This window comes from Nonomuraea sp. NPDC000554 (assembly GCF_040300065.1).
In the GTDB taxonomy this organism is placed as follows: Bacteria; Actinomycetota; Actinomycetes; order Streptosporangiales; family Streptosporangiaceae; genus Nonomuraea.
In genome coordinates, this window is the sequence record NZ_JBEPDC010000006.1 from 134066 (window position 1) to 159867 (window position 25802).

The following is a 25802-nucleotide window of genomic DNA, read 5'->3' on the forward strand; positions in this document are numbered from 1 at the left end:
TCCCTACTTATCACAGGAGATCAGCTAAAAACATGACACACCCTGTCCTCTTTTTCGGAGAGGATCCCGTCATGATTGCTTTGGTGGCGGGGGCGACCCGCGGAACAGGACGGGGCATCGCGGTCGAGCTGGGCGCGATCGGCGCGACCGTCTACTGCACCGGACGCTCGACCCGGGCGCGGCGCTCCGAGATGGACAGGCCCGAGACGATCGAGGAGACGGCCGAGCTGGTGACGCGGGCGGGCGGCACCGGCATCGCCGTCCAGGTGGACCATCTGGACCCGGCGCAGGTCAGGGCGCTGGTCGAACGGATCGACAGGGAGCACGGCCGGCTGGACGTCCTGGTCAACGACGTCTGGGGAGGCGACGCGCTGTTCGAGTGGGACACCCCGGTGTGGGAGCACGACCTGGACAACGGGCTGCGGCTGCTCAGGCTGGCGATCGACACCCACCTCATCACCAGTCACCACGCGCTGCCGCTGCTGATCCGCAACCCGGGCGGGCTGGTGGTCGAGGTGACCGACGGCACCACCGACTACAACGCCACCCGCTACCGGGTCTCGCCCTTCTACGACCTGGCCAAGGTGTCGGTGAACCGGCTCGCCTTCGGCCAGGCCCACGACCTGCGCCCGCACGGCGGCACCGCGGTGGCCCTCACCCCCGGCTTCCTGCGCTCGGAGGCCATGCTGGAGAACTTCGGCGTCACCGAGGAGACCTGGCGGGACGCCGTCGCCCACGAGCCCACGTTCGCCGTGTCGGAGACGCCCGCCTACGCCGGGCGCGCCGTCGTCGCCCTCGCCACCGACCCCGGCAGGCAGCGGTGGTCGGGCAGGTCCGTCTCCAGCGGCGAGCTCGCGCGGGAGTACGGCTTCACGGACGTCGACGGCAGCCGTCCCGACGTGTGGCGTTACATCACCGAGGTCAGGGAGCCCGGCAGGACCGCCGACCCGGACGACTACCGCTGAGGCGGGCCGTACAGGCGGGCCATGCGGGCGGCGGCGTCGGCGACCAGGGCGCGCAGCTCGGGCGGGTCCAGGACCTCCGCCTCCGGGCCGAACCGCAGGACCTGCGAGTAGGCGACCTCCACCGACTCGACGCCGAGCCGTACCGTCCCGTCGGGCTGCTGGGAGGCCAGGGCGGCGTCCAGCGCGGCGGGGTCGGCGATGTGGCGGAGCATCCTGAGCCCGCGCGGGGTCAGCCGGAGCGTGATCTCGCTCCGGAGCAGCGAGCGGGTGAACGCGGCGGACTGCTCGGCCCAGAAGGCGGCCAGGTCGAAGCCGGGGTCCCGGTCGAAGGGGGCCTCGTGCACGCCGATCTCGCCGATCCGGTCCACCCGGAAGATCAGGAAGCGCCGGTCGGCGCGGGCGGCCAGGTACCAGGCGCCCGCCTTGAGCACCAGCCCGTACGGCTCCAGCACCCGCTGCCGCTCCTTGTAGACGACCGCGACGGGACGGTCCTGCCACACCGCCCTGGCCAGCGGCGCGAGCGCGGCCGGAGGCGGGTCGCCGCCGGCGAACCAGCCGGGCGCGTCCAGGTGGAAGCGCTGCGCGGCGGTGGCGGGCGCGTCGCGCAGGCCGGGGGAGAGCGCGGCCGCGGCCTTCAGCCGGGCCGTCGCCGCCACCTCCCCCAGCCCCATCTCGCGCAGCGCCGCGGGCACGCCCGACAGGAACAGCGCCTCGGCCTCCGCCCTGTCGAGCCCGGTCAGCCTGGTCCGGTAGCCGTCCAGCAGCCGGTAGCCGCCGCTGCGGCCGCGGTCGGCGTAGACCGGGATGCCCGCCGCCGACAGCGCCAGCACGTCCCGGTGCACGGTCCGCTCCGACACCTCCAGCTCCTTGGCCAGCTCGGCGGCCGTCATCCCGCCGCGCCCCTGCAGCAGCAGGAGCAGCGACATCAGCCGCGCGGCGCGCACAACGGCATCACCACCGCGGACGGGCGGCCGGGCTCGTGGAACACCTCGACGTCCGCGGGCACCATCGGCCCGCCCAGGCCGAGCGGGTCTCCGGTGCCGGGGTTGCGGGCGATCGTCGGGTACGCGCCGGCCGCCACGTGCACCCGGATCCGGTGGTCGCGCTCGAACCGGTGCCCGATGGGCCACAGGTCCACCAGGACCCTGCGCACGCCGTCGGCAGTGTCGTCCGCAGTGTCATCCGGGGTGCCGGGGCCGAGCCTGCGGACGCCCTCGGTCAGGTTGTACGACCTGCCGTCCGGGTGGACGTCGCAGACGCGGACCACCACGTCCACGTACGGCGTGCTCGACCGGACGAACAGCTCGGCGGTGACCGGGCCGATCATCTCCACCGCCGACTCCAGCGCCGGGGAGCTGTAGACCAGCACGTCCCGCCGCGCCTCCAGCCGCCGCTGGTCGCGCGGCCGGGAGTCGGCGAGCAGCACCGGCCCGCCGATCGCCGGCGTCGGATGGTCCGGGTGGTAGCGGAACCGGTCGGGCTCGGACTCCAGCGGCCCGTCGGGCCCCAGGCCGAAGCCGTGCTGCAGGTGCCAGCGCTGCTCCCGCATGCCCGGCACCGGCCAGTCGGGGTAGTCGCGCCACTCCCCGGCACCGGTCACGTACAGCCGCACCGGGTCGGCCCGCAGCCCGGACGGGTCGTCCAGCAGATGGGCGCGGAACCACGCCAGCGCGTCGGCCAGCGAGGGCCGGCCGTGCCGGGTGTCGAGGTGGTACCAGGGGCCGATCGTCAGGTACGGCCGCCGCCCGGCCGCCCGCATCGCCAGGTAGTCCTTGAGCTGCCACGGCAGGAACACGTCGTACCAGCCGCCCAGCATGGTGACGGGCGCCTCCACGTCGCCGACCCTCGGGGAGAAGTCGCGCTTGTCCCAGTACGGCACCGCCGGGTCCTGGTGGTGGGCCAGCAGGTCCTGGTAGAAGCGCAGCGGCCGTCCCGCGGACACCAGGTCGAGCTCGGACACCGGACGTCCCGACAGCACCGCTCTGCGGGTCAGCCGCGGCGCGGTCAGCACCGCCGTGCCGCCGAACCTGCGCGACATCGCGTCGGTCAGCGTCGTCCAGCTCAGCGCCGACTCCAGCGCGAACGCCCCGCCCACGTAGGCGGCGTCCCTGAACTGCGACGCGGTGATCTGCGTGGCCATCGCCTTCAGCTCGGGCCCCGCGTACGGGGCGATCGCCCACTGCGTGTAGCCCAGGTAGGACGGGCCGAACATGCCGAACGAGCCGCCGTACCAGGGCTGCTCGCGCAGCCAGGCCACGGTGGCGAGGCCGTCGTCGTGCTCGTCGCCCAGCGGGTCGAGTAACCCGCCCGAGCCGAACCCGCCCCGGCAGCTCTGGATCACCACCTGGAGGCCCTGCCTGGCGAAGCCCCGGCCGTACACCCAGCCGAACAGGCCGCGCCTGCCGTACGGCGAGCGGATGAGGATCACCGGCGCCCGCTCGGACCCGATCGGCACGTAGTGGTCGGCCAGCAGCGTCACCCCGTCGGGCATGGGCACCGGCAGATCCCTGTGCAGCCTGACCCGGTACCTGCGTCGCATGAGCCCACCCCGTCTCCTGTCTATCCCTACATATCAGGTTACGGTGGGACAGCAAGATCGTCCGTGGCGAACTGCCCCACGCTGAGACCGTGTCGCCGAACAGCGCGACGGCCAGCATCGGGGTCAGCGGCGGCTGGTAGACGTAGCTCCCGTCAGGAGTACCGGGCGGCGATCCGCTCGGCGTTCCTCTCGGCCAGGGCGAGCGCGGACTTGCGCAGGTCAGGGGCGTCCTGGCCGACGGCGGTGACGAGGCCGCGCATGGTGGTGGAGATCTTGGCGAACGCCGCCTCGGGCGTGGGCTCGATGTCGCCGAACACCACCCACCACCACCAGGCGTTCGTCATGACGTTGGCCAGGAAGTCCGGCACCACTGTGACGCCCCTGCCGGTCAGGGCGGCCTCGGCCTCGGGCAGGACGGGCAGGTTCGCGCCCTCGACCACGACGCTCGCCCGCACCCTGGCGGCCTCGTCCGGGCCGATCACGTACGACATCGCGGCGGGGACCAGCAGGTCGGCCGGCACGTCGAGCCAGCCGTCGCGCGGGCCCGTACGGTCGCAGGGGCGCAGACAGGAACGGCCGACCACGCCGCCGCCGTCCCTGTGCGCCAGCATCCGCTCCACGTCCAGGCCGTCGTCGCAGGTCATCAGGCCGTCCCTGTCGGCCACCGCCACCACCCGGACGCCCGCCGCCGCCAGGTACCGCGCGGTCGCCCCGCCGATCGAGCCGAACCCCTGCACCACCGCCGTCTCCGGCCTGCCCACGGCCGACCCTGGCCCCACAGCCGGCCACACGGCCAGTGCGGCCTGCGCGACGCCGTACCCGCCGACCAGGTCGGACAGCGGGATGCCGGCCACCACCTGCGCCATCGCGGCGCGCAGCCGGTCACGGGCCGCGGCCTCGTCCTCGACCAGCCGGAACGCGGGCTCGACGGTCGAGGGCAGGCCCAGCTCGGCCGCGACCTCGTCGAGCTGGTCCTGGCGCAGGCCGAAGTCCTCGCCCGTGTTCCACTGCTCCCTGATGACGGGCAGCACGGCGGAGACGAACCGGCGCAGCACGCCCGGGGCGTCCGGGTCGCGGGGGTCCACGTCGATCCCGCCCTTGGCGCCGCCGAGCGGCACGTACCGGTCGCCGGGCGTGTAGACCAGCGCCTCCTTCAGCGACATCCCGCGGGCCAGGCCGCGCACCTCAGCCAGCGTGCACCCTTCGCGCAGCCGCAGGCCGCCGCTCGCCACGCCGCGCACCAGACGGTCGATGACGACGAACCCGCGCCGCGCGGTGACCGGGTCGGTCCAGGTGATCTCCAACAGGCTCACTGCGATTCCCTCCTCAGCAAGGTCGACAAGGGGCTGTCCGGCAGGACGGGCACGGCGAGGGCGTCCACCGCCAGGACCCCGTCCGGGGCCGCTCTGAGCGGGTTGACCTCCACCTCTGCCAGGTCCGCCCGCCCGGCGATCAGGCGGGACACGGCCGCCACCGCCTCGGCGACGGCCCCCAGATCCACGGGTGGGGCGCCGCGCCAGCCTGAGAGCAGCGCGAACCCCTTCAGCCTGCGGAGCATCGCCTCGGCCTCGGCGGCCGTCACGGGGGCGAGTTCGGCCGCGACGTCACGGTACAGCTCGCTCATCGTGCCGCCGACGCCCACCAGCACGAGCGGTCCGAACGACGGGTCCCTGCGCGCCCCGACGATCAGCTCCACCACGCCGGGCCGGGTGTCCATCCGCTCCAGCACGTACGCGCCGTCGCCGAGCCGGGCCCGCATGGCCTCCAGCGCACCGGCCGCCTCCTCGGCGCTCGCCAGCCCGGTCACGACGCCGCCCACCTCGGTCTTGTGCTCCAGCCACGCCGCCTTGAGCACCCAAGGGAAGGGCATCCTGGTCGCGTGTACGTCCGCGGAGGCGCGCACCACGACCGCCTCCGGGTACGGCACGCCGCACGACTGGAGCGCCGCCCGCGCCCCGAGATACCCGTCCTCCCGCGCTCCGGGCGGTGCGGGAGGCTCCTGCGCGGGCGGACGCGGGACGCGCAGGGCGAGCTCGGTGGCCAGTCCCAGGGACCAGCCGACCTGGTCGATCGTCGCGTACGTCGGCACCCCGTGGTCGCGCAGCGCCCGCACCGCCGCCGACTCGCGGCTCATGCTGTGCACGACCACCGGCCGGGCGTGCCGCTCGACCAGCGCTCCCAGGGTGTCGACCACGGCCAGCTCGGCGTCGGCCAGCGACGGCGCGTCGGCCCCGTAGGAGCCGAAGTAGCCCGTCAGCACCACGCCGTCCACCTCTCCGGCGCCCAGCAGCAGGTCCACCACGGTGGCGTACGTCGTCAGGTCCCGCTCACCGGCGCCCGCCAGGTCGATCGGGTTGCGCACCCCGGCCCCCGGCGGCAGCAGGGCGCGGATCCGGCCGGTCAGCGCCGCGGAGAGGGCCGGAAGGCGCAACCCCTGCCGGGTGAGGACGTCGGCGGCGACCGCGCCCTGCCCGCCGCTGTCGCCCACGACCGCGACCCGCCGCCCGACCGGCCGGGGCGCGTCCAGGAGGAGCTGCGCCACGTCCACGGCCTGCGCGGGGGTCTGGGCGAGGATGGCGCCCGCCGCCCGGCAGGCCGCCTCCACCACCTCGGCCCCGGACGTGAGCGCGCCCGTGTGCGAGCGCGCCGCGTCCCGTCCGGCCTGGCTGGTGCCGACGGTGAGCACGATCACCGGCTTGCCGCGCTCGCGCAGCCGGGCCAGCTCCCGCACCAGCGTCCGTCCGCTCCGGAAGCTCTCCAGGTAGAGCACGACCACCCGGGTGCGTTCGTGCCCGGTCAGGTCGGCCAGGACGTCCGAGGCCGTGACGTCGGCCTGGTCGCCGACCGACACGAAACGCGACACCCCGATGCCCGCCTCGCCCGCCAGCCCCGCCAGCTCCAGCCCCAGCTGGCCCGACTGCGACACGATGCCGAGCGCCCCCGGCGTGAAGTGGCCCCACGCCAGCTCCAGCGAGGTGGACGCGTCGTAGACGCCCAGGCAGTTCGGCCCGATCAGCCGGGCCCCGGCCGCGCGCACGCGCCGCGCCAGCTCGGCCTCGGCCGCGCGATCGAGCCCGGCCGTGATGCCGACGAAACCGCGCACCCCCAGCTCCAGGGCCTCGTCCACGACGGCGGGCAGCGACGGCGCTGGCACGCACAGGACGGCCAGCTCCGGCGGCTCGGGCAGGTCGCGCAGCGCGGGGGCGGCCGCGACGCCGTCCACCACCGCGCCCGAGCGGTTCACCAGGTAGACCTTGCGCCGCCGCGACCCGCGCAACGCGCCCCTGGCCAGCCAGTACCCCCACTTCGCCGGGTCGGCGGAGGCGCCGACCACGGCCACCGAGGCGGGGTCGGAGAAGACCTTCATGCGGACTTCGCCAGCGACCGGGAGATGATCAGCCGCTGGATGTCGGAGGTGCCCTCCTCGATCTCCTCCAGCTTGGCGTCGCGCATCCACTTCTCCAGCAGGAACTCCCGGGAGTAGCCCCAGCCGCCGTGCGTCTGCAGCGCCGCCCAGGTGCACCACATGGCGTTCTCGGACGCGGTCAGCTTGGCGATCGACGACTCCTCGGTGGCGGGATCGCCCGCGTCGAAGAGCGCGGCGGCACGCATGGTCAGAAGGTGTGAGATGTCGGTCTTGGCGGCCATGTCGGCGAGCCGGAACGCCACCGCCTGGTGCTCGATGATCGGCTTACCGAACTGCTCGCGCTGCCGCGCGTAGTCCAGCGCCGTGTCCAGCGCGGCCCGTGACAGGCCGGTGCAGGCGGCCGCGATGAGGATGCGCGAGGCGTCGAAGGTGCGCATCAGCCCGTAGAAGCCCTGCCCCTCCTCGCCGAGCCGGTTCTCCTGCGGCACCCGCACGTCCTCCAGGAACACCTCCGCGCTGACGATCGCGCGCTGGCCCATCTTCGGCAGCGCCCGGCCGATCCGCAGCCCCGGTGTGTCGCGTTCCACCACGAACGCGGTCACGCCGCGCGAGCGCAGCGACGCGTCCACGGTGGCGAACACCACGATCCACCGGGCGTAGGGGGCGTTGGAGATCCACGTCTTCTGGCCGTTGAGCACGTACGAGGAGCCGTCGCGCACGGCCCGCGTGCGCAGGCCGGCCGCGTCGGAGCCGACGCCCGGCTCCGTCACCGCCAGCGCGGTCAGCGGCGGGTCGTCCGAGCAGAGCGGGGTCAGCCAGCGCTCCTGCTGGGCGGGGGTGCCCAGCGCCTCCACGGGCCCGGCGAAGAACCCGTTGGAGGTGAGCAGGTTGCCGATGCCGATGTCGCCGTAGCACAGCTCCTCGGTCACCAGCGCCTGCGTCACCAGGTCGCCGACGCCCCCGCCGCCGTGGCGGGCGGGCAGCATGAACGAGGTCAGGCCCAGCTTGGCGGCCTTGTCCCACAGGTCGAGGGGCGAGGCGTGGTCGGCGTCGTCGACCTCGCGGGCCCGGGGCCGGATCTCGCGCAGCGCGAAGTCGCGGGCGAGCGCGACGAACTCCCGCTGCTCGTCGCTCAGGTCGAGGGCGTTGCGGATGGCGCGCATGCAGTCTCCTAGGCAGGAACGGTGACGCTGTCGAGCGGGCTCCAGTGGGCGACGACCGGGTCGTCGGGCGCGGGCAGCGGGTCCAGCCTGGTCTGCGTGCGGGCCACCAGGCGGGTCCCGTCACGCAGCTCCACCTCGACCCGCAGGCCGCTGCCGAGGTAGATGACCTCGCGGACCTTCCCGTCCAGCGCCTCGTGCTCGGACGGCAGCTCAGCGCCGGGAGGGCTCAGCCGCACGCTCTGGGGGCGGACCAGGACGTTCCCCGGCAGCAGGTTGGACTCGCCGAGGAACTCGGCGACGTACCGCGACTCGGGACGCTCGTAGAGGTCGGACGGCGTGCCGACCTGCACGATCCGCCCGTCACGCAGCAGCGCGATCCGGTCGGACATGGTCAGCGCCTCCTCCTGGTCGTGCGTGACGAACACGAACGTGATGCCCAGCTCCCTGTGCAGCCGCTTGATCTCCAGCTGGAGCTGCTCCCGCAGCCGCTTGTCGAGCGCGCCGAGCGGCTCGTCCATCAGCAGCACGCGCGGCTGGAACACGATCGCCCTGGCCAGCGCCACCCGCTGCTGCTGGCCGCCGGACAGCTGCGCGGGCCGCCTGTCACGCAGCGCGCCCAGCTCGACGATCTCCAGCGCCTCCGCCACCCGCTGTTCGAGCGCCGCCCCGCGCACCCGCCGCCTGCGCAGCGGGAACGCCACGTTCTCGAAGACGGACATGTGCGGGAAGAGCGCGTAGTGCTGGAACACCATCCCCAGGTCGCGCTGGTACGGCGGGACGCCGGTGATGTCGCCGCCGTCGACCTCGACCCGGCCCGAGGTCGGCTCGGTGAACCCGGCGATCACGTTCAACAGCGTCGACTTGCCGGACCCGCTGCTGCCCAGCAGCGTCATGAACTCCCCGGCCCGCACGTGCAGCGTCACCTCGTCCAGCGCGACCGCCTCGCCGTAGCGCTTGGACACCCCGCGCACGTCCACGGTTCCCGTCATGCCTTCCTCCGTCGGATCAGCCGGGCCAGCCCGGCGGCTGCGAACAGCGACAGCGTGACCAGCAGCAGCATGCTCGACACCGCCGCGACCGTCGGATCGATCTGCACCCGCACGCCCGACCACATCTGCACCGGCAGCGTCGTCAGGTCGGGGCCCGACAGGAACACGCTGGTCACCACCTCGTCGAAGGAGGTGACGAACGCGAACACGGCCCCGCTGGCCAGGCTCGGCGCGATCAGCGGCAGCGTCACGCGGGTGAACGTCGTCACGGGCCCGGCGCCGAGGTTCATCGCCGCCTGCTCCAGGCGCCGGTCGAACGACATCAGCGCCGACGACACCGTGATCACCACGTACGGCGCCGCGAGCGCGGTGTGCACGAGGACGAACCCCAGCGGTGTCTCGGTCAGCCCCGCCCGCAGGAACACCGCGTACACGGCCAGCCCGATGATCACGTACGGCACCAGCACGGGCGCCATCACCAGCGCCGACACCAGCGCCCGCAGCGGGTAGCGGCCCCGCACCATGCCCAGCGCGGCGGCCGTGCCGAGGACGAGGGAGACCAGGGTCACCTGCACCGCGATCTGGAGGCTGTCGAGCCCGCTGTCGAGCCAGGCCGGATCGGTGAAGAAGTTCTCGTACCAGCGCAGCGACCACGCCTTCGGCGGGAACTCCAGGAACGCGCTGTCGGAGAACGACGTCGGGATCACGATGAACACCGGCAGCACCAGGTAGAGCGCGGTCAGCGCGGCCAGCGCCCACAGCGCCGTCCTCGCGGCCCTCCTCACGACCCGCCTCCCACCAGCTTGCGCAGGTCCACCAGCCGGGACGCGACGAGCAGCAGCGCCCCCGTGACCAGCAGCAGGATGACGGCCAGCGCCGAGGCGAACCCCCACCGCAGCACGCCGGAGAGCTGCTGCACGATCAGCTCGCCGATCATCACGTTCTTCGGGCCGCCGAGCAGCGCGGGCGTGACGTAGAAGCCCAGCGAGGAGACGAACACCAGCAGCGTCGCCGCCGCGACACCGGGCAGCGTCAGCGGCGCGTAGACCCGCCAGAACGCGAAGACCGGGCGCGCGCCCAGCCCTTCGGCGGCCTGGAGCAGGCGGCGGTCGATGGTCCGCATGGTCGCGTAGACCGGCAGTACCGCGAACGGCAGCATCACCTGCACCATGCCGATCAGCACGCCGGGCAGGTTGCGCAGCAGCGGCACCGGGTCGCCGGGAACCAGGTCGTTGATCACGCCGGTGTCGCGCAGCAGCAGCACCCAGGCGAACGTCCGCACCAGCAGGCTGGTCCAGAACGGGACCAGCACCGCCGCCATCAGCAGGCCCCGCCACACCGGCCTGGCCAGCGTCATCAGGTACGCGTACGGGAAGCCGAGCAGCAGCGTCACCAGCGTCACCAGCCCGGCCGTGACGAACGTGTTCACCAGCACGGACGTGTAGACGGGCGAGCCGAAGAAGGCCGCGTAGTTGCCCAGGCCGGGCTCCGGGTCGGTGAGGCTGCGCGCCAGCATCCCCGCCAGCGGGTAGACGAAGACCGCGAGCAGGAAGGCGGTGAGGGGCAGGATCAGCAGCCCCCACCCGTCCGTCAGCCTGCGGGTCACCCTGCCGATCACCCTGCCGATCACTGGGCCATCCATTCGTTCATCCGCTCGGTGACCTTGTCGTAGTTCTCCGCCCAGTAGCCGTAGTCCACGATCGCCGCCCGCTGCGCCTCGTGCACCGCGGGCAGCTCCTTGCGCACCTCGGGCTTGACGAGCTCCAGCGCCTCGGCGTTGACCGGCGCGTACGCGCTGTGGTTGGCGTACTCGGCCTGGCCCTTGGTGTCCTTGAGGTAGGCGTCGAGCCACTGCTGGGCCAGGCCGGCGCTCCTGGAACCGGCGGGGATGATCAGCTGGTCGTAGGAGAGCAGGTGCTGGTTCCACTCGTTGGCCACCGGCTGGCCCTCGTTCGCGGCGGCGAAGACGCGTCCGTTCCACGCCTGGATCAGCGGCGCCTCACCGCTGGAGACGAGCTGTTGCTGCTGCTCGCCGGTCTCGTACCAGACGATGTCCTTCTTGATCGTGTCGAGCTTCCTGAACGCCCGGTCGATGTCCAGCGGGTACAGCTTGTCGGCCGGGACGCCGTCGGCCAGCAGCGCGGCCTCGAACATGGCGCCGGTGGCGTACTTCCAGAAGCCGCGCTTGCCGGGGAACCTCTTGGTGTCGAAGAACTCGGCCCAGGTCTTCGGGTGGTCGGCGGCGCTGAAGGTCTTGGTGTTGTAGCCGATCGTGAAGGCGTACTCCAGGGTGGGCACCGCGCACTCGCCGACCAGGTCCTTCTTGACCGGCGAGGTGTCGACCTCGGTGAGCTTGACCGCCCAGCCGTTCTTGCAGGCGTTCACCGCGAAGTTCGGCTCGACCTCGACGACGCCCCAGCTCACCTTCTTCGACTCCACCTGGGCGCGGAACTTGGCGTAGTCGGTGGGGGAGTCCTGTTTGACCGTGACGCCGTTCTGCCTGGCCCACGGCTCGACGTAGGCGGCCACCGCCTTCTTCTGGTCGTCGCCGCCCCACATGACGACGGTGAGCTGTTTGTCGCCGCCGGACGCGGCCCTGCCGCCGCCGCACGCTGTCAGCGCGAGCAACCCCGTGACCGCGAGTACGAGACCTCTGCGTGGCATGCCGCCTCCATCAGCCGGGTTTCGCCGAGCCGCGAATAGCTGACTGGCGAGCCAGTTATTAATGAAGGACTGTGGCGTGAATCACGGTGAATTGTCAACGGTTACTTCTGGAGCTCCAGCAGGAACTCCCTGCAGACGGCGCTCATCCGCTCCACGGTCATGTTCCTCGACCCCACCAGCACCTGGATCGCCAGCCCGTCGATCATCCCGATCAGCCGGTTCGCGTAGCCCACTGCGTCGCCCTCGCGCAGCAGCCCCTGCGTCTGCCCGTCGCGGATCACCGCCGCCACGATCCTGCGCCACTCGCCGTAGACGCGCTCGTTCAGCTCCTGGAGCTCCGGCTCGCGGAACGCCTCGCTCCACAGCTCCATCCAGACCCGCCAGGCCCGCACCGTCTCCTCGCCCTCGGGCAGGTAGGAGCGGACGAACGCGAGCAGCCTGTCGCGCGGGTCGTCCTCCGCCTCGAAGATCGGCCTGCGCCGCTCGATCGAGCGCTGGAAGTTGTACTCGAACGCCGCGTGCACGACCTCGCGCTTGTTGGCGAAGTAGTAGTGCACCGTCCCGTTGCTGGTGCCGGCCCTCGCGGCCACGTCCGACACGCGCAGCGAGCGCAGCCCCACCTCGGCGATCACCTCACAGGCGGCCCGCAGGATCTGCTCGCGGCGCTCGGCCTCCACGCTCGGACGCGGCATCCTGCCTCCTGGTGATATCTGGCCCGTCAGTCAACAAACGAACGATATCCGCTCAGGGCGGCGCGCGGTGCCCCCACGCCGCAGCCGCCCGGGGCCGAGTGGACCCCGGGCGGCCGGCGGACACTAGCGCACCGCGTACGCGCGCACGATGGTCTGCGTCACCGTGTCACCGCGGGAGTCCCGGGCGGTGGCGCGCAGCGACACGTGGCCGGCGCCGGCCGGATGCCGGACCGTCGCGTCGCCCCCCTCCTGACCGGTCCGCACCGCGGCCCTGGTCCAGGTGGCCCCGTCGTCGAAGGACGCCTCGACGGTCACCGCGCGGACCTTGCCCGCCGTGGCCGTCCGGTCGACCTGGAACGGGATCGTGAACTCCCGGCCTGCCGGCGCCCCGCCGTCGTCGTCGAGCGGGGGAGAGAAGCGGACGGCGAGCAGGGGAAGCGCGGCGGCCTCGCGCTCCGCACGCGAGTCGAACTCCCACACCGCCTCCACCCTGGTGGACAGCGCGGCCGACGGACGCAGCGCGGACGTCTCCAGGCGGTACCGGGCGCCGCCCGGCGGCACCTGGAAGAGGCCCCCGTTCGGGGTGAGACCGCCCGAGACCGTCTTCCCGTCGCGGTAGAGGGCCGTCCGGCCCGTGCCGCCGGTCCAGGTGGCGTGCGCGTAGTGGCCGGGGGCCGGGTCCGACAGCATCGGCAGCGAGGCGGAGATGACGTTGCCGTCACGGACGGAGGAGGTCGAGGTGACGGCGGGGCCCGCCACGCCCGCGTTCCACGTCTCCGCGTACTCCTTGCCCGCTTCGTACGTGCGCCAGGCCTGGTTCTGCGACTGCGCCAGGCGCGGGCTGGTCTGGTAGAGCAGTGAGCTCCAGCCGACCGGCCCGGAGCCGTGGAAGTAGGACGTGAGCGTGCCGGGCAGGCTGACCTCGTCGGCCCTGATCGGCTCCGCCGGGGGCGCGGCCGAGCCCGGCTGCACGGCGTAGTCGATCCGGTCGCCGCCGCCCCGTCCGCCGGAGGCGCCGTAGCGTGCCACGACCTTGGCCAGGTCGGCGTCCGTGAGGATTGGGTGGGTGGCGACCGGCCCGGTCGCGGCGGCCACGGCCAGGTTGCAGACCGCCGCGCCGTCCGGGCCGCAGGCGGTGCTGCCCGCGACCCCGCGCAGGTACTGCGAGGCGGTGTAGACCAGGCCCGGGGTCCGCGCCGGGACGACGTACGCCTCGACCGCCTGGGCGGCGAAGGCCCGGCCCGTCCCCGCGAGGCCGACAGCGGTGCCCGAGGTCCCGGTGGCCTCGGTGCCGTTCAGGGTGGCCGCGACCTTCACCCCGGCGCGGGCGTCCAGCGTGACCTCGGCGTCGCGGTCCAGCGACACGGGCTGGGCGACCAGGGTGAAGGACGGGATCCACGGCTCGCGCTCCGGGTTCCTGGTCGGGATCCAGGAGAACGCGGTGTAGCGGCCCTGCGGCAGCGTGCCCTTGAGGGGCCTGCCGAACGTGGAACCGCTGTAGTACGTGCCGGTGTCGTGGTTGGCCAGGTAGACCGCGAAGCCGTAGGTCGCGCCGTTGGCCACGCCGTCGCGGTCGATCGTGGTGAGTGTCAGCTGCCGCACGGGCGTCGCCGGCACGGCTGACACGGCGACCCTGACCAGGTCGCGGCCGCCTCTGGCGGTGATGAGGCCGCTCGTCCCGGCGGTCACCGTGACCTTCGCCTCGCCTCCGGCGGGCACGGTGACGTGGCGCGGGTCGAGGGTGATCCCGCTCGGGGCGTCCAGGGCGAGGCGGACGGACCGGTCGCCGTCGTTGCGGTAGGTGATCGCCGAGGTGTGGTCGGCCCCGAGGTTGAGCGTGGCGGGTTCGGCCAGCAGGTGGCGGCCGGTCGCCCGGTCCAGGTCCACGACGCCGGTGCCCTGCTCGAACACGCTCGCCCCGTCGATCGGGTGCGCCGTGCTGACCAGCGCCGCCTTGAGCCGGGTCGCCGGCCAGTCGGGGTGCCGGGCGGCCAGGATCGCCGCCGCGCCCGCCACGTGCGGGGTCGCCATCGAGGTGCCGTTGGCCAGCGTGTACCGGTCGTCGATCGGCAGGCCCATCGTGGTGCCGGTGGCGCGGGCGGCGGTGATGGAGTAGCCGGGCGCGGAGATCTCCGGTTTGACCGCGTTGTCCCCGGCGCGGGGGCCGCGGCTGGAGAAGTAGCTGAGCTGGCCGTCCTTGGTGACGCTGCCGACGGTGAGCGCGGAGTCGGCGGTGCCGGGCGCGGTGACCGTGCCCTTGCCGCCGTCATTGCCCGCGGCGACCACGAACAGCGTGCCGTACCTGGCGCTCAGCGCGTTGAGCGACTGCGACATCGGGTCGGTGCCGTCGGTGTAGCCGCCGCCCAGGCTGAGGTTGACCACCTTGGCGCCGGAAGCGGCCGCCCACTCCATGCCGGCGATGATCGCCGAGGTGGGGCAGCCGGTGTTGACGCAGACCCGGCCGATCATCAGCGTGGCGCCCTGGGCCACGCCCGGGTACGGGCCGGATCCGGCGATGATGCCCGCGACGTGTGTGCCGTGGCCGACCGTGTCGGCGACGCCGGTCGCGCTCGCGGTGAAGTCGCGCGTCTCGCCGATCCTGCCCGCCAGGTCCGGGTGTGTGGCGTCGATGCCGGTGTCGAGCACCGCCACCGTCACGCCCGCGCCGGTGAGGCCGCGCCGCCACGCCGCGGGCGCGCCGATCTGGCCGGTGCTCTCCACGTCCAGCGGCTTGGCCGTGCCGTCCAGCGTGATCTTCTGGATCCCGTCGGCCAGCCGGTCCGCCTGGGCGGGAGCGTGTGGGTTGACGCCCTTCCAGAACTCCGCCGCGCGCGCCCGCGCCACGGTGACAGCCGCCGCGTTGACCGACGGCAGCTCCCGCCTGACCTGCGCGCCGTCGGCGCGCAACGCGTCCTTGCCCGCCTTGACGGCGGTGGGGGAGGCGTAGCCGACGATCAGCGGCAGCGTGTCGCCGCCGGCGCTCCAGTTCGCCATCAGCCCGGTCACGTCGAACAGCGCCGGGTCCAGCGCGCCGGTGTCGACCAGTCGGCGCACGTCGAACGGGACGACCGAGACGTGCCCGTCCTTGACCTCCTGGGTGTACGGCATGCCCTCGCGGCCCGGGGCCGACAGGAAGCTCACTCCGGGGGAGCCGTCGGGCAGCACGTCCAGCAGCACCTGGTCGCCGGTGATCAGGGTGACGGCTCCAGGCGGTGGGGCGGCGTCCGCCCGGGCGGGACCGCCCTGCAGAAGACCGGCCGCCAGGGCCGTCGCCAGCAGGGCGAGGAGTGGTCGGGGGGAGGACCGCATGCAGGCTCCAAGCAGAGATCAGTCGGGGACGGATCGGAGGTTTGCACAGCGGCGAGCCGGCACGGAACACTTCGCTTTGCCCAATAGCGGACATTGACGCAAATCCGACAACGAGCCCGACATCGGGGGCGGGGAGGTCGCATGCTCGAGGCGCTCGGCCTGAGTGGCCGGGAAGAGGCCGCCTACCAGGCCCTTCTCGACCGTCCGGCAGTGACCGCCGCCGAGTTGCGCGACCTCGGCGCCAGCGCCCGCACGTTAGCCGCGCTCCAGGCCAAGGGGCTGGCCGTCCGGCTGGCCGGCCACCCGGCGCGCTACGCGGCCGCACCTCCGGAGGTCGCGCTCGAACTGCTGGTCCGTTCCCGCGAAGAGGAGCTCCAACGGGTCCGGCTGGACACGCTGCGGCTGGCGGAACGCTTCCGCGCCGCGCACCGCCAGGACGGCGCCGGAGGTCGGGACGGCGTCGTCGAGACCGTCGAAGGCCCCGACGCGGTGCGCCAGCGGTGGAACCAGATCCAGCGCGGGGCCAGACATGAGATCTGCGTGCTCGACCGGCCGCCGTACCTCACGCACGCCAACCCGGTGCAGCCCGAGCGGCACGCCCAGGGCATCGGCTACCGCGTCGTCTACGACACCGCCGCGCTGGCCGTCCCCGGCCGGCTGGCCGACATCGAGGCGCACATCGGGCAGGGCGAGCAGGCCCGGGTGGCCTCGGACGTGCCGGTCAAGATGCTGCTGGCGGACGACGCCCTCGGCATGATCTCGCGCAGGCGGCCCGCCGCCGCCGACAGCGTGCTGATCATCCACGACTCCTCCCTGCTCACCGCCCTGCGAGCGCTGTTCGAGTCGGTGTGGAACCGGGCCTCGCCCTACTCCCGGCTGACCGGCACGCCCGGCGGGCGCAGCCCGCTGGGAGGGGACGACGGGCGGCTCCTGACACTCCTCGCCGCCGGGATGACCGACGAGGCGATCGCCCGGCAGCTCGGCTGGCACCCGCGCACCGTGCAACGGCGCGTGCGGCGGCTGATGGACCAGCTCGGCGTGCGCACCCGGTTCCAGGCGGGCATGCACGCCCAGCGCGAGGGCTGGCTGTAGTCGCGTTGCGAGATCACCACTGTGGCGGTTAACCTGACCACGTGCGAATCAGCCTGCAGCCTTCCTGGTGGCGCCGCTCCTAGGCGGCGCGCGATCTCGCATTCTTCGACAGACGGCCGTCCCCGGAAGGCGGCCATTCTTCTGCCCGCCCTCGGGGCTCTTCATGTGACTAAGGGGCAGTGGTGGAGACGAGCGGATATACCAGCGGGTACACGACGGCCGGGGGCATCGGCGTCGAGCGTGAGGCGCGTGATGTGCCAGAGGAGGCGCTCGAGGAGATCGTGACCGCCCTCTCCGAGAGGCGCGGGGGCGCGTTCTCGTCCGGTATGGACTACCCGGGCCGCTACAGCCGATGGGCCTTCGGGTACGTCGACCCCTGCCTGGAGCTGGTCGCCAAGGGGCGCGTGATCTCCGCCAGGGCGCTGAACGCGCGCGGCCGGGTCGTGCTGCCCGCCGTCGCCTCCTGCCTGCTGGCCGCGGGCAAGCCGGTCTCCGAGCCCACCGCCGACCACGTCGAGGTGCACGTCCCCGAGTCCGAGGGCCTGCTGCCCGAAGAGATGCGCAGCCGCAGGCCCACCGTGTTCACCGCGATCCGCGAGGTCATCGCCGCCTTCAAGGGCGACGACCCGCACCTTGGCCTGTACGGCGCGTTCGGCTACGACCTGGCCTTCCAGTTCGAGCCGATCAGGCAGGAGCTCGTCCGCCCCGACGACCAGCGCGACCTCGTCCTCCACCTGCCCGACAGGCTCGTCGTGATCGACAGGCAGCGCGAGACCAGCGTCGAGTTCCGCTACGAGTTCACCGTCGACGGCGCCACCACGCGCGGGCTCGACCGCACCGGCACCGCCACCCCGGCGGCCGCACCCGGCGAAGTGCCCAAAAATCCGGAAAAGGGGGAGTACGCCAAGGTCGTCGCCGCCGCCAAGGAGAAGTTCAAGCGCGGCGACCTGTTCGAGGTCGTCCCCGGCCAGGTCTTCCACTCCACCTGCGCCGACCCGTCCGCGTTCTACCGCAGCCTGCGCCAGAGCAACCCGGCCCCGTACGAGTTCATCATCAACCTCGGCGACGGCGAGCACCTGGTCGGCGCGTCGCCCGAGATGTACGTCCGGGTCAACGGCGACCGCGTCGAGACCTGCCCCATCTCCGGCACCATCGCGCGCGGCAGCAACCCGGTCGAGGACGCCGAGGCCATCCGCACCCTCCTGACGAGCGTCAAGGAGGAGTCGGAGCTGACCATGTGCACCGACGTCGACCGCAACGACAAGTCGCGCATCTGCGTCCCCGGCTCCGTGCAGGTCATCGGCCGCCGCCAGATCGAGCTCTACAGCCGCCTGATCCACACCGTCGACCACATCGAGGGCCGCCTGCGCCCCGAGTTCGACGCCCTCGACGCCTTCCTCACCCACATGTGGGCCGTCACGGTCACCGGCGCGCCGAAGACCTGGGCCATGCAGTTCATCGAGGACCACGAGGCCACCACCCGCAGGTGGTACGGCGGCGCCATCGGCTTCATCGGCTTCGACGGCTCCATGAACACCGGCCTGACCCTGCGCACCGCCCAGATCAAGGACGGCGTCGCCACCGTCAGGGCCGGGGCCACGCTGCTGTTCGACTCCGACCCGGCGGCCGAGGAGCGCGAGACCGAGCTCAAGGCCAGCGCCCTGCTCGGCGCGCTCGCGGCCGTCAACGAGCCCGACGCCGAGCCCGTCGCGGTGGTCCGCGAGCAGCCGGGCCAGGGCATGAAGGTGCTGCTCGTCGACCACGAGGACTCCTTCGTCAACACCCTCGCCGACTACTTCCGCCAGGAGGGCGCCGACGTCGTCACGCTGCGCCACGGCTTCCCCCCGGCCATGATCGACGAGATCGGGCCCGACCTGGTCGTGCTGTCGCCCGGCCCGGGCTGGCCGTCCGACTTCGGCATGTCGGCGCTGATCGACGAGATCTACGCCCGCGACCTGGCCGTCTTCGGCGTCTGCCTCGGTCTGCAGGCGATGGTCGAGCACGCGGGCGGCTCCCTCGAACTGCTCGACTACCCCGAGCACGGCAAGCGCGGCCTGGTGTCCAGGCTCGGCGACAGCGCGCTGCTCGACGGCCTGCCCGGCGAGTTCGTCGCGGCCCGCTACCACTCGCTGCACGCCAAGCGGCCCGGCGTGGTCGGCTTCACCGCCACCGCGCTCACGCCCGACGGCAACGTGATGGCCGTCGAGAACACCGCCAAGCGCCGCTTCGGCGTCCAGTTCCACCCCGAGTCGATCCTGACGGTCGAGGGCGACGCGGGCGCGAAGGTCATCCGCAACGTGCTGCGCCTGTCGCGCCGGTGAGCGACGCGCTGCGCCTCTCGCGTCGGTAAAAACGTCCACGGGAGCGTGCGGGGAGCACCTAGAGTCTCCGCATGCTCCCCGTAGACCTGCCAGGCACGGTGCGTGACGCCCTGCTCGCCCCGCTCGTCGACCACCACTGCCACGGGGTGCGCCGCGACGAGCTGTCCAGGGCCGGGTTCGAGCTGCTGATCAGCCCGAGCGGCGCTCCCGCTCCGCCGGGAACGACCCACTTCGACACCCCGCTCGGCGCGGCCATCCGCCGCTGGTGCGCCCCCGTCCTCGACCTGGAGCCGCACACCTCGGCGGCCGTCTACCTCTCGCGCCGGGCGGAGCTGGGCGCCGACGAGGCCAACCGGCGGCTGCTGCGGGCCGCGGGGGTGATGGCGATCCTGGTCGACACCGGCCTGGAGAGCGCCGAGCTGCTGTCGGCCGCCGAGATGGGCCGCCACAGCGGCGCGGCGATCGACGAGATCGTCAGGATCGAGCAGATCGAGCAGGACGTGGCCGAGATGGCGCAGGCCGCCGTCGACTACCTCGACAGCCTGGCCGAGGAGCTGGCCGCCAGGGCCGCCAGGTCCGTCGGCATGACGACCGTCATCGCCTACCGGTGCGGGCTCGGCTTCGACCCGTCCAGGCCGACCCGGGGCGCGGCGATCGCCGCCGCCAACCAGCGGCTGTCCGACCCGAAGGCGCGGCTGACCGACCCGATCCTCCTGCGCCACCTGCTCTGGGCCGCCGTGGACGTGGCCAGGGAGCGCGGCCTGCCGGTGCAGTTCCACACCGGCCTCGGCGGCGACCCCGACGTCGACCTGCACCGCGCCGACCCGGCCAGGATGACCGGCTTCATCAGGGCGCTCCAGCCGATCGGCGTGCCGGTGGTCCTGCTGCACTGCTACCCGTTCCACCGCCAGGCCGCCTATCTGGCCGCCGCGTACCCGCACGTGTACGCGGACGTCGGCCTCGCGCTGACCCACACCGCGGCGGGCTCGGCCCGGGTCATGGACGAGCTGCTGGAGCTCACGCCGTTCCACAAGCTGCTCTACAGCTCCGACTGCCACGGAGTGGCCGAGACCTGCCTGCTGGGCGCGCTCACCTTCCGCCGGGCCCTGGCCGGCGCGCTGAAGTGGCGCATCGAGGCGGGGGAGTGGAGCGCCGCCGACGCGGCCAGGATCGCGCACATGATCGGCTCCGGTAGCGCCCGCCGGATCTACCGCCTCTGACCTCCGAAGGGCCCGCGCGGCACGCTCATCAAGGCCGTTCGCGACGCTGGGTGGCACGGTCGTCAAGCCCGGGAGAGCAGCGCTCGCGACGCCGCGTCGCGCCATCACCCGGGGGCCGAGTCGCGCCCGGTCGCGGGACCTGGTTTGCTTGGGCCGTCACATCACCCATCACCGAGCGGGGGCTCGCCATGCGCACCGTCGAACCCGAGGTCTTCATCGTCGCCCGTCCTGAGCTGGACTACGACGAGCTCGCCCGCTACCTGGGCGAGGTCGGCGGGCAGAGCTGGCTGGAACGCCTCGACAGGGGCGACCTCGACGCGCAGAACCTCGCCGAGTTCGCCGGCAGGCTCTGCTACCGATCCTTCGAGCCCGGCCTCAACCCGAACGTGGTCAAGATCAGGGAAAAGCAGGACGACTACCTCCGCAACATCCTGGCCAGCGCCCACGGCTCCGTCCTGGAACACGTCAGCTTCAGCTTCGTGCTGCACAACGTCAGCCGTGTCCTGACGCACGAGCTGGTGCGGCACCGTCCCGGCGTGGCCATCTCCCAGGAGTCGCTGCGCTTCGTCCGGCTCGACGAGCTGCCGTTCTGGTTCCCCGAGTGGGCCCAGCAGGACCCCGAGCTGATGAAGCGGGCCACCGCCGTCCTGGAGCAGCTGGAGCAGTTCCAGCTCTGGATGGCCGACCACTTCGGCCTCGACGAGGAGGGCGTGTCCTTCTCCGAGAAGAAGCACCGCACCTCGTTCATGCGCAGGTTCGCGCCGGAGGGGCTGGCCACCGGGCTGGTGTGGACCGCGAACGTCCGCACCCTGCGGCACACGATCGAGGCCCGCACCGCGGTCGGGGCGGAGGAGGAGATCCGCCTGCTGTTCCAGCGCATCGGCGAGCTGATGCGCAAGGAGGCCCCCGCCCTCTTCGGCGACTACGTCGTCGAGGACGGCGCCTGGATCCCCGGCTGGCGCAAGGTCTAGCGAGCGCGCCGCCGGTCTGGGCGCCGGGCTCGGCATCGGTCTAGGTGAGGGCGGGGAGCACGTACACCTCGGCGCCGGGTGGCAGCGCGCAGTCGAGGTCGGCGAGACCGCGCGCGTTCTCGCCGCACACGATCATGTTGATGTGGCGGCGGATCCGGCCGTAGTCGTCGCGCAACCGCTCCTCCAGCAGCGGATGCGCGCGGCGCAGCCGGTCGAGGGCCGAGCCCAGGGTGGGCGGGGTGTCACGGTCGGCGCCGACCGCGAAGACCTTCACCTCGCTCCTACCGCTCACCCAGCGGCGCAGCGAACTGGGCAGGACGAACACCACCATGGTGACGGGCATCGAGAACGGCACCGCGAAGGACTCGCTCATCGACTACAGCACCGCCGCGCGGACGGTCAGCACGTCCGGCAGGTGCCTGGCCACCGGCGACCAGCTCTCGCCGTCGTCGTGGGAGGCGTACACCTCGCCGTCGCGGGTGCCGAAGAACACGCCCGCCTCCGAGGCGGTCATCGCGTCGCGCAGCACCGACGCGTGCACCGGGCCCTCGGGCAGGCCGCGGTCGAACGGCTGCCAGGTCTCGCCCGCGTCGTCGCTGCGGTGGACGCGGTAGCGGTGACCGACCGGAGTGCGGTCGATGTCGGCCTGCAGCGGAAGCACGTAGACGGTGTCGGGCCGCGAGGGGTGCACCACGATCGGGAAGCCGAAGTCCGACGGCAGCGACGAGCCGATGTCCTGCCAGGTGCCGCCGAAGTCGTCGCTGCGGTAGACGCCGAAGTGGTGCTGGAGGAACAGCCGCCAGGGCCGTGACGGGTCCATGCCGACCTTGTGCACGCACTGCCCGAACTCCGGGTACTGGCTGCCCTCCGGCAGGAACGGCGCGCGGATGTTCTGGTTGGCCGCCTCCCAGGTCAGGCCGCCGTCGGTGGTGCGGTAGAAGCCCGCCGCCGAGACCGCGACCCCCATGATCGCGGGGTCGGTCGGGTGGCTGACGATCGTGTGCAGGCAGAGCCCGCCGCCGCCCGGCTGCCACCGCTTCCGGTGCGGGTGCTCCCACAGCCCCTCGACCAGGCGGTAGGTGACGCCGCCGTCCTCGGAGCGGAACAGCGCGCCCGGCTCGGCCCCGGCCCACACCACGCCGGGCTCCGACGGCGAGGGCAGCAGCTGCCACACCCTGGTCAGCGTGGCGCCGCTCTTCTCAGGGAAGGCGATGGGCGGCTGCTCCGCCTCCTGCCAGCTCTCGCCGAGGTCGTCGGAGTACATCACGGACGGGCCGAAGTGGCCGTACTCGATGCCGGCGAGCAGCCGGGGGGTGGCGCCACGCGTGTCGATCGCCACCGAGGGCACCGCGACCGTGGAGAACCGGATCGGCTCGACCTCGTACGGGCCGCCGTCCGTCGAGCGGGCGAGAAACAGGCCCTTGCGGGTGCCGATCGCGAGCATCGTGTCGCTCATACAAGCTCCCATCGCTCCCATGTTCGCTTCTCGCCATCGTGACACGCGGCGGCGGGCACCGCTGAGGACTGGGCGATTTGCTGACCGATTGCCAGGGAGCTAGGACCGGTGAGCGCAACAGGGCGGGGGGACTCGATAAGGAATGGGGTGACCTGCGGCGATTGTCGCGGGCGGGCGGAAGCGATCCAGGGGAGTCGACTCACGCCGGCCGGTCGCCCGCCGCAGCCGCCGACAGAAACGAGTGACGACCGTCCAGGGAGGCCAGGCGACTGAGCGACCGCATTCCTCCGCCGCGTGGGCGCCGCCACCACGGCGGCGGCGTCGCGCACTCCCTGGTCGAGGTGCGGGCACGGAGCGCCGCCCTCCGCGTTTATAACGCTTCCGCTGCGGGGGCAAAGGCCAAACCGGAACCCCTTGACGTGGGTCGATGCGCGGAAGTACGTTCCTCGAAATTATCTGGGAAGTTCCCAGACAGTAGAGGAGAAGGCTGTGGGACAGCGCGCGGGAAGCCCCCAGTTGCTGCGCCAGATCAACGATCGCGTGGCGTTGCTGGCGTTGCTCGAGCGAGGGCCACTCACCCGTCTGGAGCTCGAGTCGCACATCGGGTTGTCGAAGCCGGCGACCGCCGACCTGCTGCTCCGCCTCGAGAAGAGCGGCCACGTGCGACGCGCGGGATTCCGAGAGGGCGGCAAGGGGCCGCGCGCACAGCTCTGGTCGGTCAACGGCGCGCAGGCCTACGTGGCGGCCGTCGACCTCACCCCTCAGACTCTGGACGTCGCGGTGTCCGACATCTGCGGGGAGATCGTCGCCGAGTACCGCTACCGCGCCGAGAAGGACGCGAGTCTCGGCATGGACGACCTGCGCCAGTCGGTCGCCATCGCCGCCGGCGAGGTGGGGTTGGCCACCGGGCAACTGCGGCGGGTCGTCGTGGGGCTGCCCGGTTCCGTGGACAGGCGGACCGGCTCCCTGGGCTTCGCCCCGCATCTGCCCGGATGGCAGGGGTTCGACGTGCTGGAACGGCTGGCCGGATCGCTTGGCACGGCGGTGACGGTCGAGAACGACGTGAACCTGGTCGCGCTCGACGAGATGGCGGTCGGCCGGGCGGTGGGCCTCGACGATTTCGTGCTGATCTGGATCGGACGCGGAACCGGCGCCGCGGTGGTCTCCGAGGGACGCCTGCTGCGAGGGGCGTCCGGCGGCGCCGGTGAGATCGACTGGATGCCCTGCCCTGCTCCGCGAGCGACCGGCGGCCAAGCCGTGGCGCACCGGCAGCGGGTCGGCGACGTGCTGAGCAGCAACGCGCTGACGGAGCTGGCCCGGACGCACGGCCTGGCCGGAGACGAGCTGGACAAGCTGCTCGCAGGGGATCACGGCGCGGACCCTGCGGCCTGTGCCGCCTTCCGGCGCGACGTGGCCGGCCGGGTGGCGCTGGCGGTGGCAGGAGTGGTGTCCGTCGTCGATCCCGAACTCGTGGTCCTCGCGGGCGATGTCGGCAGAGCCGGCGGCAGCGCCCTGTGTGGCCTGGTCGCCGAGGAACTGGCCGAACTCGTCCTGCCCCGACCGGACATCCAACCAAGCCTGGTGACCGGCAACCCGGTCCGCTCAGGCGCGCTGCGGCTGGCCTTGGCCCAAGCGCGTGAAGAGGTATTCGCCATCCCCTCCTGATGGCCTGCCTCGCCCCCCTGACCCGGCCACGGTGGCGGGTCGGCAGTCTCACCCCCTTGGAGGGTTCAATGCGACGAATCGGTGTCGCGACGGCGTGCCTGGCACTCGCCCTGATCACGGGCGGGTGTGGCGCGGTGACAAGCGCATCAGGCACGGCGGACGCGCCGGCCGCCAACGAGAAAGCGTCCCTCAGCGTCTGGAGCAAGTTCAGCGGTCGCGAGCTGGGACTGCTCCAGAAGGCACTGGACGGCTTTCACGGAAAGCACCCCAACATCACCGTCGACAACCGCGGAAGCCAGGACGACGACAAGGTCGCCCAGGCGATCCGGGGAGGCAACCCGCCCGACGTCGCCATCTCCTTCTCCACCGACAACATCGGCCAGTTCTGTTCCAGCGGAGCCTGGCAGGACCTCAAGCCCTACATCACCCGCGACAAGCTCGATCTGAACCAGCTTCCCGCCGCCACCCGCGCCTACACCGAGTTCAAGGGGACGCGGTGCGCGATGCCGCTGCTCGCCGACGTGTACGGCCTCTACTACAACAAGGCGATGTTCGCCAAGGCCGGCATCACCACGCCCCCGAAGACCATGTCGGAGCTGTTCGAGTACGCGAAGAAGCTCACGGTCTTCAACCCCGACGGGTCCATCAAGGTCGCCGGGTTCGTGCCCACGATCGGTTTCTACTCCAACCACGTGCAGATGTGGGCGGCCAACTGGGGCGTGCAGTGGAAGGGCCAGGACGGCAAGTCCGCCCTCGGCACGGACCCCCAGTGGCAGGCGATGCTCGAATGGGCGAAGAAGTTCACCGACTTCTACGGCCGCGACAAGCTGGCCAAGTTCACGGCCGGTCTCGGCCAGGAGTACTCGCCGGATCACGCCTTCGAGAAGGGCCAGATCGCCATGGCGATGGACGGCGAGTATCGCACCGCCTTCATCGCGACCGAGGCGCCGGACCTGGACTACGCGACCGCGCCGTTCCCGGTCGCGGACGACAAGCCCGAGTTGTACGGAGGCGGCTACACCACAGGCACGATCATCGGGGTCCCGAAGGGCGCCAAGAACCCTGGCGCGGCGTGGGAGCTGGTCAAGTACCTGTCGACGGACACCGCCGCCCTGCAGGGGCTGGCCCAGGGGCTCAAGAACGTCCCCTCCACGATCCCCGCGCTGCAGGACCCCACGCTGCAGCAGGATGAGCACTTCAAGACCTTCCTGGGGATCTTCGCCAACCCGAACCTCGCCACCAACCCGGCCAGCTCGAACGGCGGCGCCTACCTCAAGACCGCTGAAGACTTCGGCAGCGCCTACCAGGGCGGCAGCGTGCCCGACCTGAAGGCGGGCCTGGCGAAGGCCGCCGCGCAGATCGACGCCGACGCGCAACTCGGCGGCTGAC

At 72.4% G+C, this 25802-nt stretch carries 20 protein-coding genes; 7 read left to right on the forward strand and 13 right to left on the reverse strand.

The window, feature by feature from the left end:
• The first annotated feature begins 71 nt into the window (after nt 1-71).
• On the forward strand, nt 72-965 hold the full coding sequence (locus ABT294_RS13960; RefSeq protein WP_350805855.1) for an SDR family oxidoreductase: 894 nt from the start codon (nt 72-74) through the stop codon (nt 963-965).
• Here the strand turns inward: ABT294_RS13960 and ABT294_RS13965 are convergent.
• The 11 genes from ABT294_RS13965 to ABT294_RS14015 form a co-directional block, all read right to left on the reverse strand.
• On the reverse strand, nt 956-1909 hold the full coding sequence (locus ABT294_RS13965; RefSeq protein WP_350805856.1) for a helix-turn-helix transcriptional regulator: 954 nt from the start codon (nt 1907-1909) through the stop codon (nt 956-958). The two genes, ABT294_RS13960 and ABT294_RS13965, sit on opposite strands and share 10 nt — an antisense overlap.
• A complete protein-coding gene (locus tag ABT294_RS13970) occupies nt 1891-3504 on the reverse strand; it encodes a CocE/NonD family hydrolase (protein ID WP_350805857.1) in 1614 nt (537 codons plus the stop codon). The genes ABT294_RS13965 and ABT294_RS13970 overlap by 19 nt, the downstream gene beginning before the upstream one ends.
• Before the next feature lie 152 nt (nt 3505-3656).
• Nucleotides 3657-4817, reverse strand: a complete 1161-nt coding sequence (locus ABT294_RS13975) for a Glu/Leu/Phe/Val dehydrogenase dimerization domain-containing protein (RefSeq protein ID WP_350805859.1) — start codon at nt 4815-4817, stop codon at nt 3657-3659.
• Nucleotides 4814-6871, reverse strand: coding sequence for an acetate--CoA ligase family protein (locus tag ABT294_RS13980; protein WP_350805860.1), 2058 nt, complete (start codon nt 6869-6871; stop codon nt 4814-4816). Before ABT294_RS13980 ends, ABT294_RS13975 begins: the two co-directional genes overlap by 4 nt.
• On the reverse strand, nt 6868-8034 hold the full coding sequence (locus ABT294_RS13985) for an acyl-CoA dehydrogenase family protein (protein WP_350805861.1): 1167 nt from the start codon (nt 8032-8034) through the stop codon (nt 6868-6870). Before ABT294_RS13985 ends, ABT294_RS13980 begins: the two co-directional genes overlap by 4 nt.
• Before the next feature lie 8 nt (nt 8035-8042).
• The gene (locus ABT294_RS13990) at nt 8043-9023 is read right to left on the reverse strand and encodes an ABC transporter ATP-binding protein (protein WP_350805862.1); all 981 of its coding nucleotides are present in this window, start codon (nt 9021-9023) and stop codon (nt 8043-8045) included.
• Nucleotides 9020-9808: an ABC transporter permease gene (locus ABT294_RS13995; RefSeq protein ID WP_350805863.1), complete on the reverse strand. Its 789-nt coding sequence runs from the start codon at nt 9806-9808 to the stop codon at nt 9020-9022. The genes ABT294_RS13990 and ABT294_RS13995 overlap by 4 nt, the downstream gene beginning before the upstream one ends.
• Nucleotides 9805-10653 (reverse strand): ABC transporter permease, encoded by an 849-nt coding sequence (locus tag ABT294_RS14000; protein WP_350805865.1) that lies wholly within the window; start codon nt 10651-10653, stop codon nt 9805-9807. Before ABT294_RS14000 ends, ABT294_RS13995 begins: the two co-directional genes overlap by 4 nt.
• Nucleotides 10650-11687, reverse strand: coding sequence for an ABC transporter substrate-binding protein (locus tag ABT294_RS14005; protein ID WP_350805866.1), 1038 nt, complete (start codon nt 11685-11687; stop codon nt 10650-10652). The genes ABT294_RS14000 and ABT294_RS14005 overlap by 4 nt, the downstream gene beginning before the upstream one ends.
• A 101-nt stretch (nt 11688-11788) precedes the next feature.
• The gene (locus ABT294_RS14010; RefSeq protein ID WP_350805867.1) at nt 11789-12379 is read right to left on the reverse strand and encodes a TetR/AcrR family transcriptional regulator; all 591 of its coding nucleotides are present in this window, start codon (nt 12377-12379) and stop codon (nt 11789-11791) included.
• 123 nt (nt 12380-12502) lie between these two features.
• A complete protein-coding gene (locus ABT294_RS14015; protein WP_350805868.1) occupies nt 12503-15688 on the reverse strand; it encodes a S8 family serine peptidase in 3186 nt (1061 codons plus the stop codon).
• 141 nt (nt 15689-15829) lie between these two features.
• Here ABT294_RS14015 and ABT294_RS14020 point away from each other — a divergent pair, with 141 nt between their 5' ends.
• The 4 genes from ABT294_RS14020 (at nt 15830) to thyX (ending at nt 21292) form a co-directional block, all read left to right on the forward strand.
• Entirely contained in the window at nt 15830-16780 is a 951-nt protein-coding gene (locus ABT294_RS14020) for a helix-turn-helix domain-containing protein (RefSeq protein WP_350805870.1), read from the forward strand.
• Between the two features lie 182 nt (nt 16781-16962).
• Nucleotides 16963-19101 (forward strand): anthranilate synthase component I, encoded by a 2139-nt coding sequence (locus ABT294_RS14025; protein ID WP_350805871.1) that lies wholly within the window; start codon nt 16963-16965, stop codon nt 19099-19101.
• Nucleotides 19102-19172: 71 nt separating this feature from the next.
• The gene (locus ABT294_RS14030) at nt 19173-20321 is read left to right on the forward strand and encodes an amidohydrolase family protein (RefSeq protein WP_350805873.1); all 1149 of its coding nucleotides are present in this window, start codon (nt 19173-19175) and stop codon (nt 20319-20321) included.
• Nucleotides 20322-20509: 188 nt separating this feature from the next.
• Complete coding sequence (gene thyX, locus ABT294_RS14035; protein ID WP_350805874.1) at nt 20510-21292, forward strand: FAD-dependent thymidylate synthase; 783 nt, start codon at nt 20510-20512, stop codon at nt 21290-21292.
• A 40-nt stretch (nt 21293-21332) separates the two neighbouring features.
• Here the strand turns inward: thyX and ABT294_RS14040 are convergent, their stop codons facing one another.
• Both ABT294_RS14040 and ABT294_RS14045 read right to left on the reverse strand, forming a co-directional pair.
• On the reverse strand, nt 21333-21665 hold the full coding sequence (locus ABT294_RS14040; RefSeq protein WP_350805875.1) for a ubiquitin family protein: 333 nt from the start codon (nt 21663-21665) through the stop codon (nt 21333-21335).
• A 3-nt stretch (nt 21666-21668) separates the two neighbouring features.
• Nucleotides 21669-22748, reverse strand: a complete 1080-nt coding sequence (locus tag ABT294_RS14045; protein WP_350805876.1) for a WD40/YVTN/BNR-like repeat-containing protein — start codon at nt 22746-22748, stop codon at nt 21669-21671.
• A gap of 489 nt (nt 22749-23237) precedes the next feature.
• On the opposite strand from ABT294_RS14045, the gene ABT294_RS14050 reads away from it, so the two are divergent.
• On the forward strand, nt 23238-24413 hold the full coding sequence (locus tag ABT294_RS14050; RefSeq protein WP_350805879.1) for an ROK family transcriptional regulator: 1176 nt from the start codon (nt 23238-23240) through the stop codon (nt 24411-24413).
• A gap of 134 nt (nt 24414-24547) precedes the next feature.
• Nucleotides 24548-25801: an extracellular solute-binding protein gene (locus ABT294_RS14055; RefSeq protein ID WP_350805881.1), complete on the forward strand. Its 1254-nt coding sequence runs from the start codon at nt 24548-24550 to the stop codon at nt 25799-25801.
• Nucleotide 25802 lies beyond the last annotated feature (1 nt).

Bases quoted from the DNA above. Each gene is read 5' to 3' on its own strand.
- ABT294_RS13960 (WP_350805855.1), top strand. From the start codon at position 72: ATGATTGCTTTGGTGGCGGGGGCGACCCGCGGAACAGGACGGGGCATC.
- ABT294_RS13970 (WP_350805857.1), bottom strand. From the start codon at position 3,504: ATGCGACGCAGGTACCGGGTCAGGCTGCACAGGGATCTGCCGGTGCCC.
- ABT294_RS13980 (WP_350805860.1), bottom strand. From the start codon at position 6,871: ATGAAGGTCTTCTCCGACCCCGCCTCGGTGGCCGTGGTCGGCGCCTCC.
- ABT294_RS13985 (WP_350805861.1), bottom strand. From the start codon at position 8,034: ATGCGCGCCATCCGCAACGCCCTCGACCTGAGCGACGAGCAGCGGGAG.
- ABT294_RS13990 (WP_350805862.1), bottom strand. From the start codon at position 9,023: ATGACGGGAACCGTGGACGTGCGCGGGGTGTCCAAGCGCTACGGCGAG.
- ABT294_RS14005 (WP_350805866.1), bottom strand. From the start codon at position 11,687: ATGCCACGCAGAGGTCTCGTACTCGCGGTCACGGGGTTGCTCGCGCTG.
- ABT294_RS14010 (WP_350805867.1), bottom strand. From the start codon at position 12,379: ATGCCGCGTCCGAGCGTGGAGGCCGAGCGCCGCGAGCAGATCCTGCGG.
- ABT294_RS14015 (WP_350805868.1), bottom strand. From the start codon at position 15,688: ATGCGGTCCTCCCCCCGACCACTCCTCGCCCTGCTGGCGACGGCCCTG.
- ABT294_RS14020 (WP_350805870.1), top strand. From the start codon at position 15,830: ATGCTCGAGGCGCTCGGCCTGAGTGGCCGGGAAGAGGCCGCCTACCAG.
- ABT294_RS14030 (WP_350805873.1), top strand. From the start codon at position 19,173: ATGCTCCCCGTAGACCTGCCAGGCACGGTGCGTGACGCCCTGCTCGCC.
- thyX (WP_350805874.1), top strand. From the start codon at position 20,510: ATGCGCACCGTCGAACCCGAGGTCTTCATCGTCGCCCGTCCTGAGCTG.
- ABT294_RS14040 (WP_350805875.1), bottom strand. From the start codon at position 21,665: ATGAGCGAGTCCTTCGCGGTGCCGTTCTCGATGCCCGTCACCATGGTG.
- ABT294_RS14045 (WP_350805876.1), bottom strand. From the start codon at position 22,748: ATGAGCGACACGATGCTCGCGATCGGCACCCGCAAGGGCCTGTTTCTC.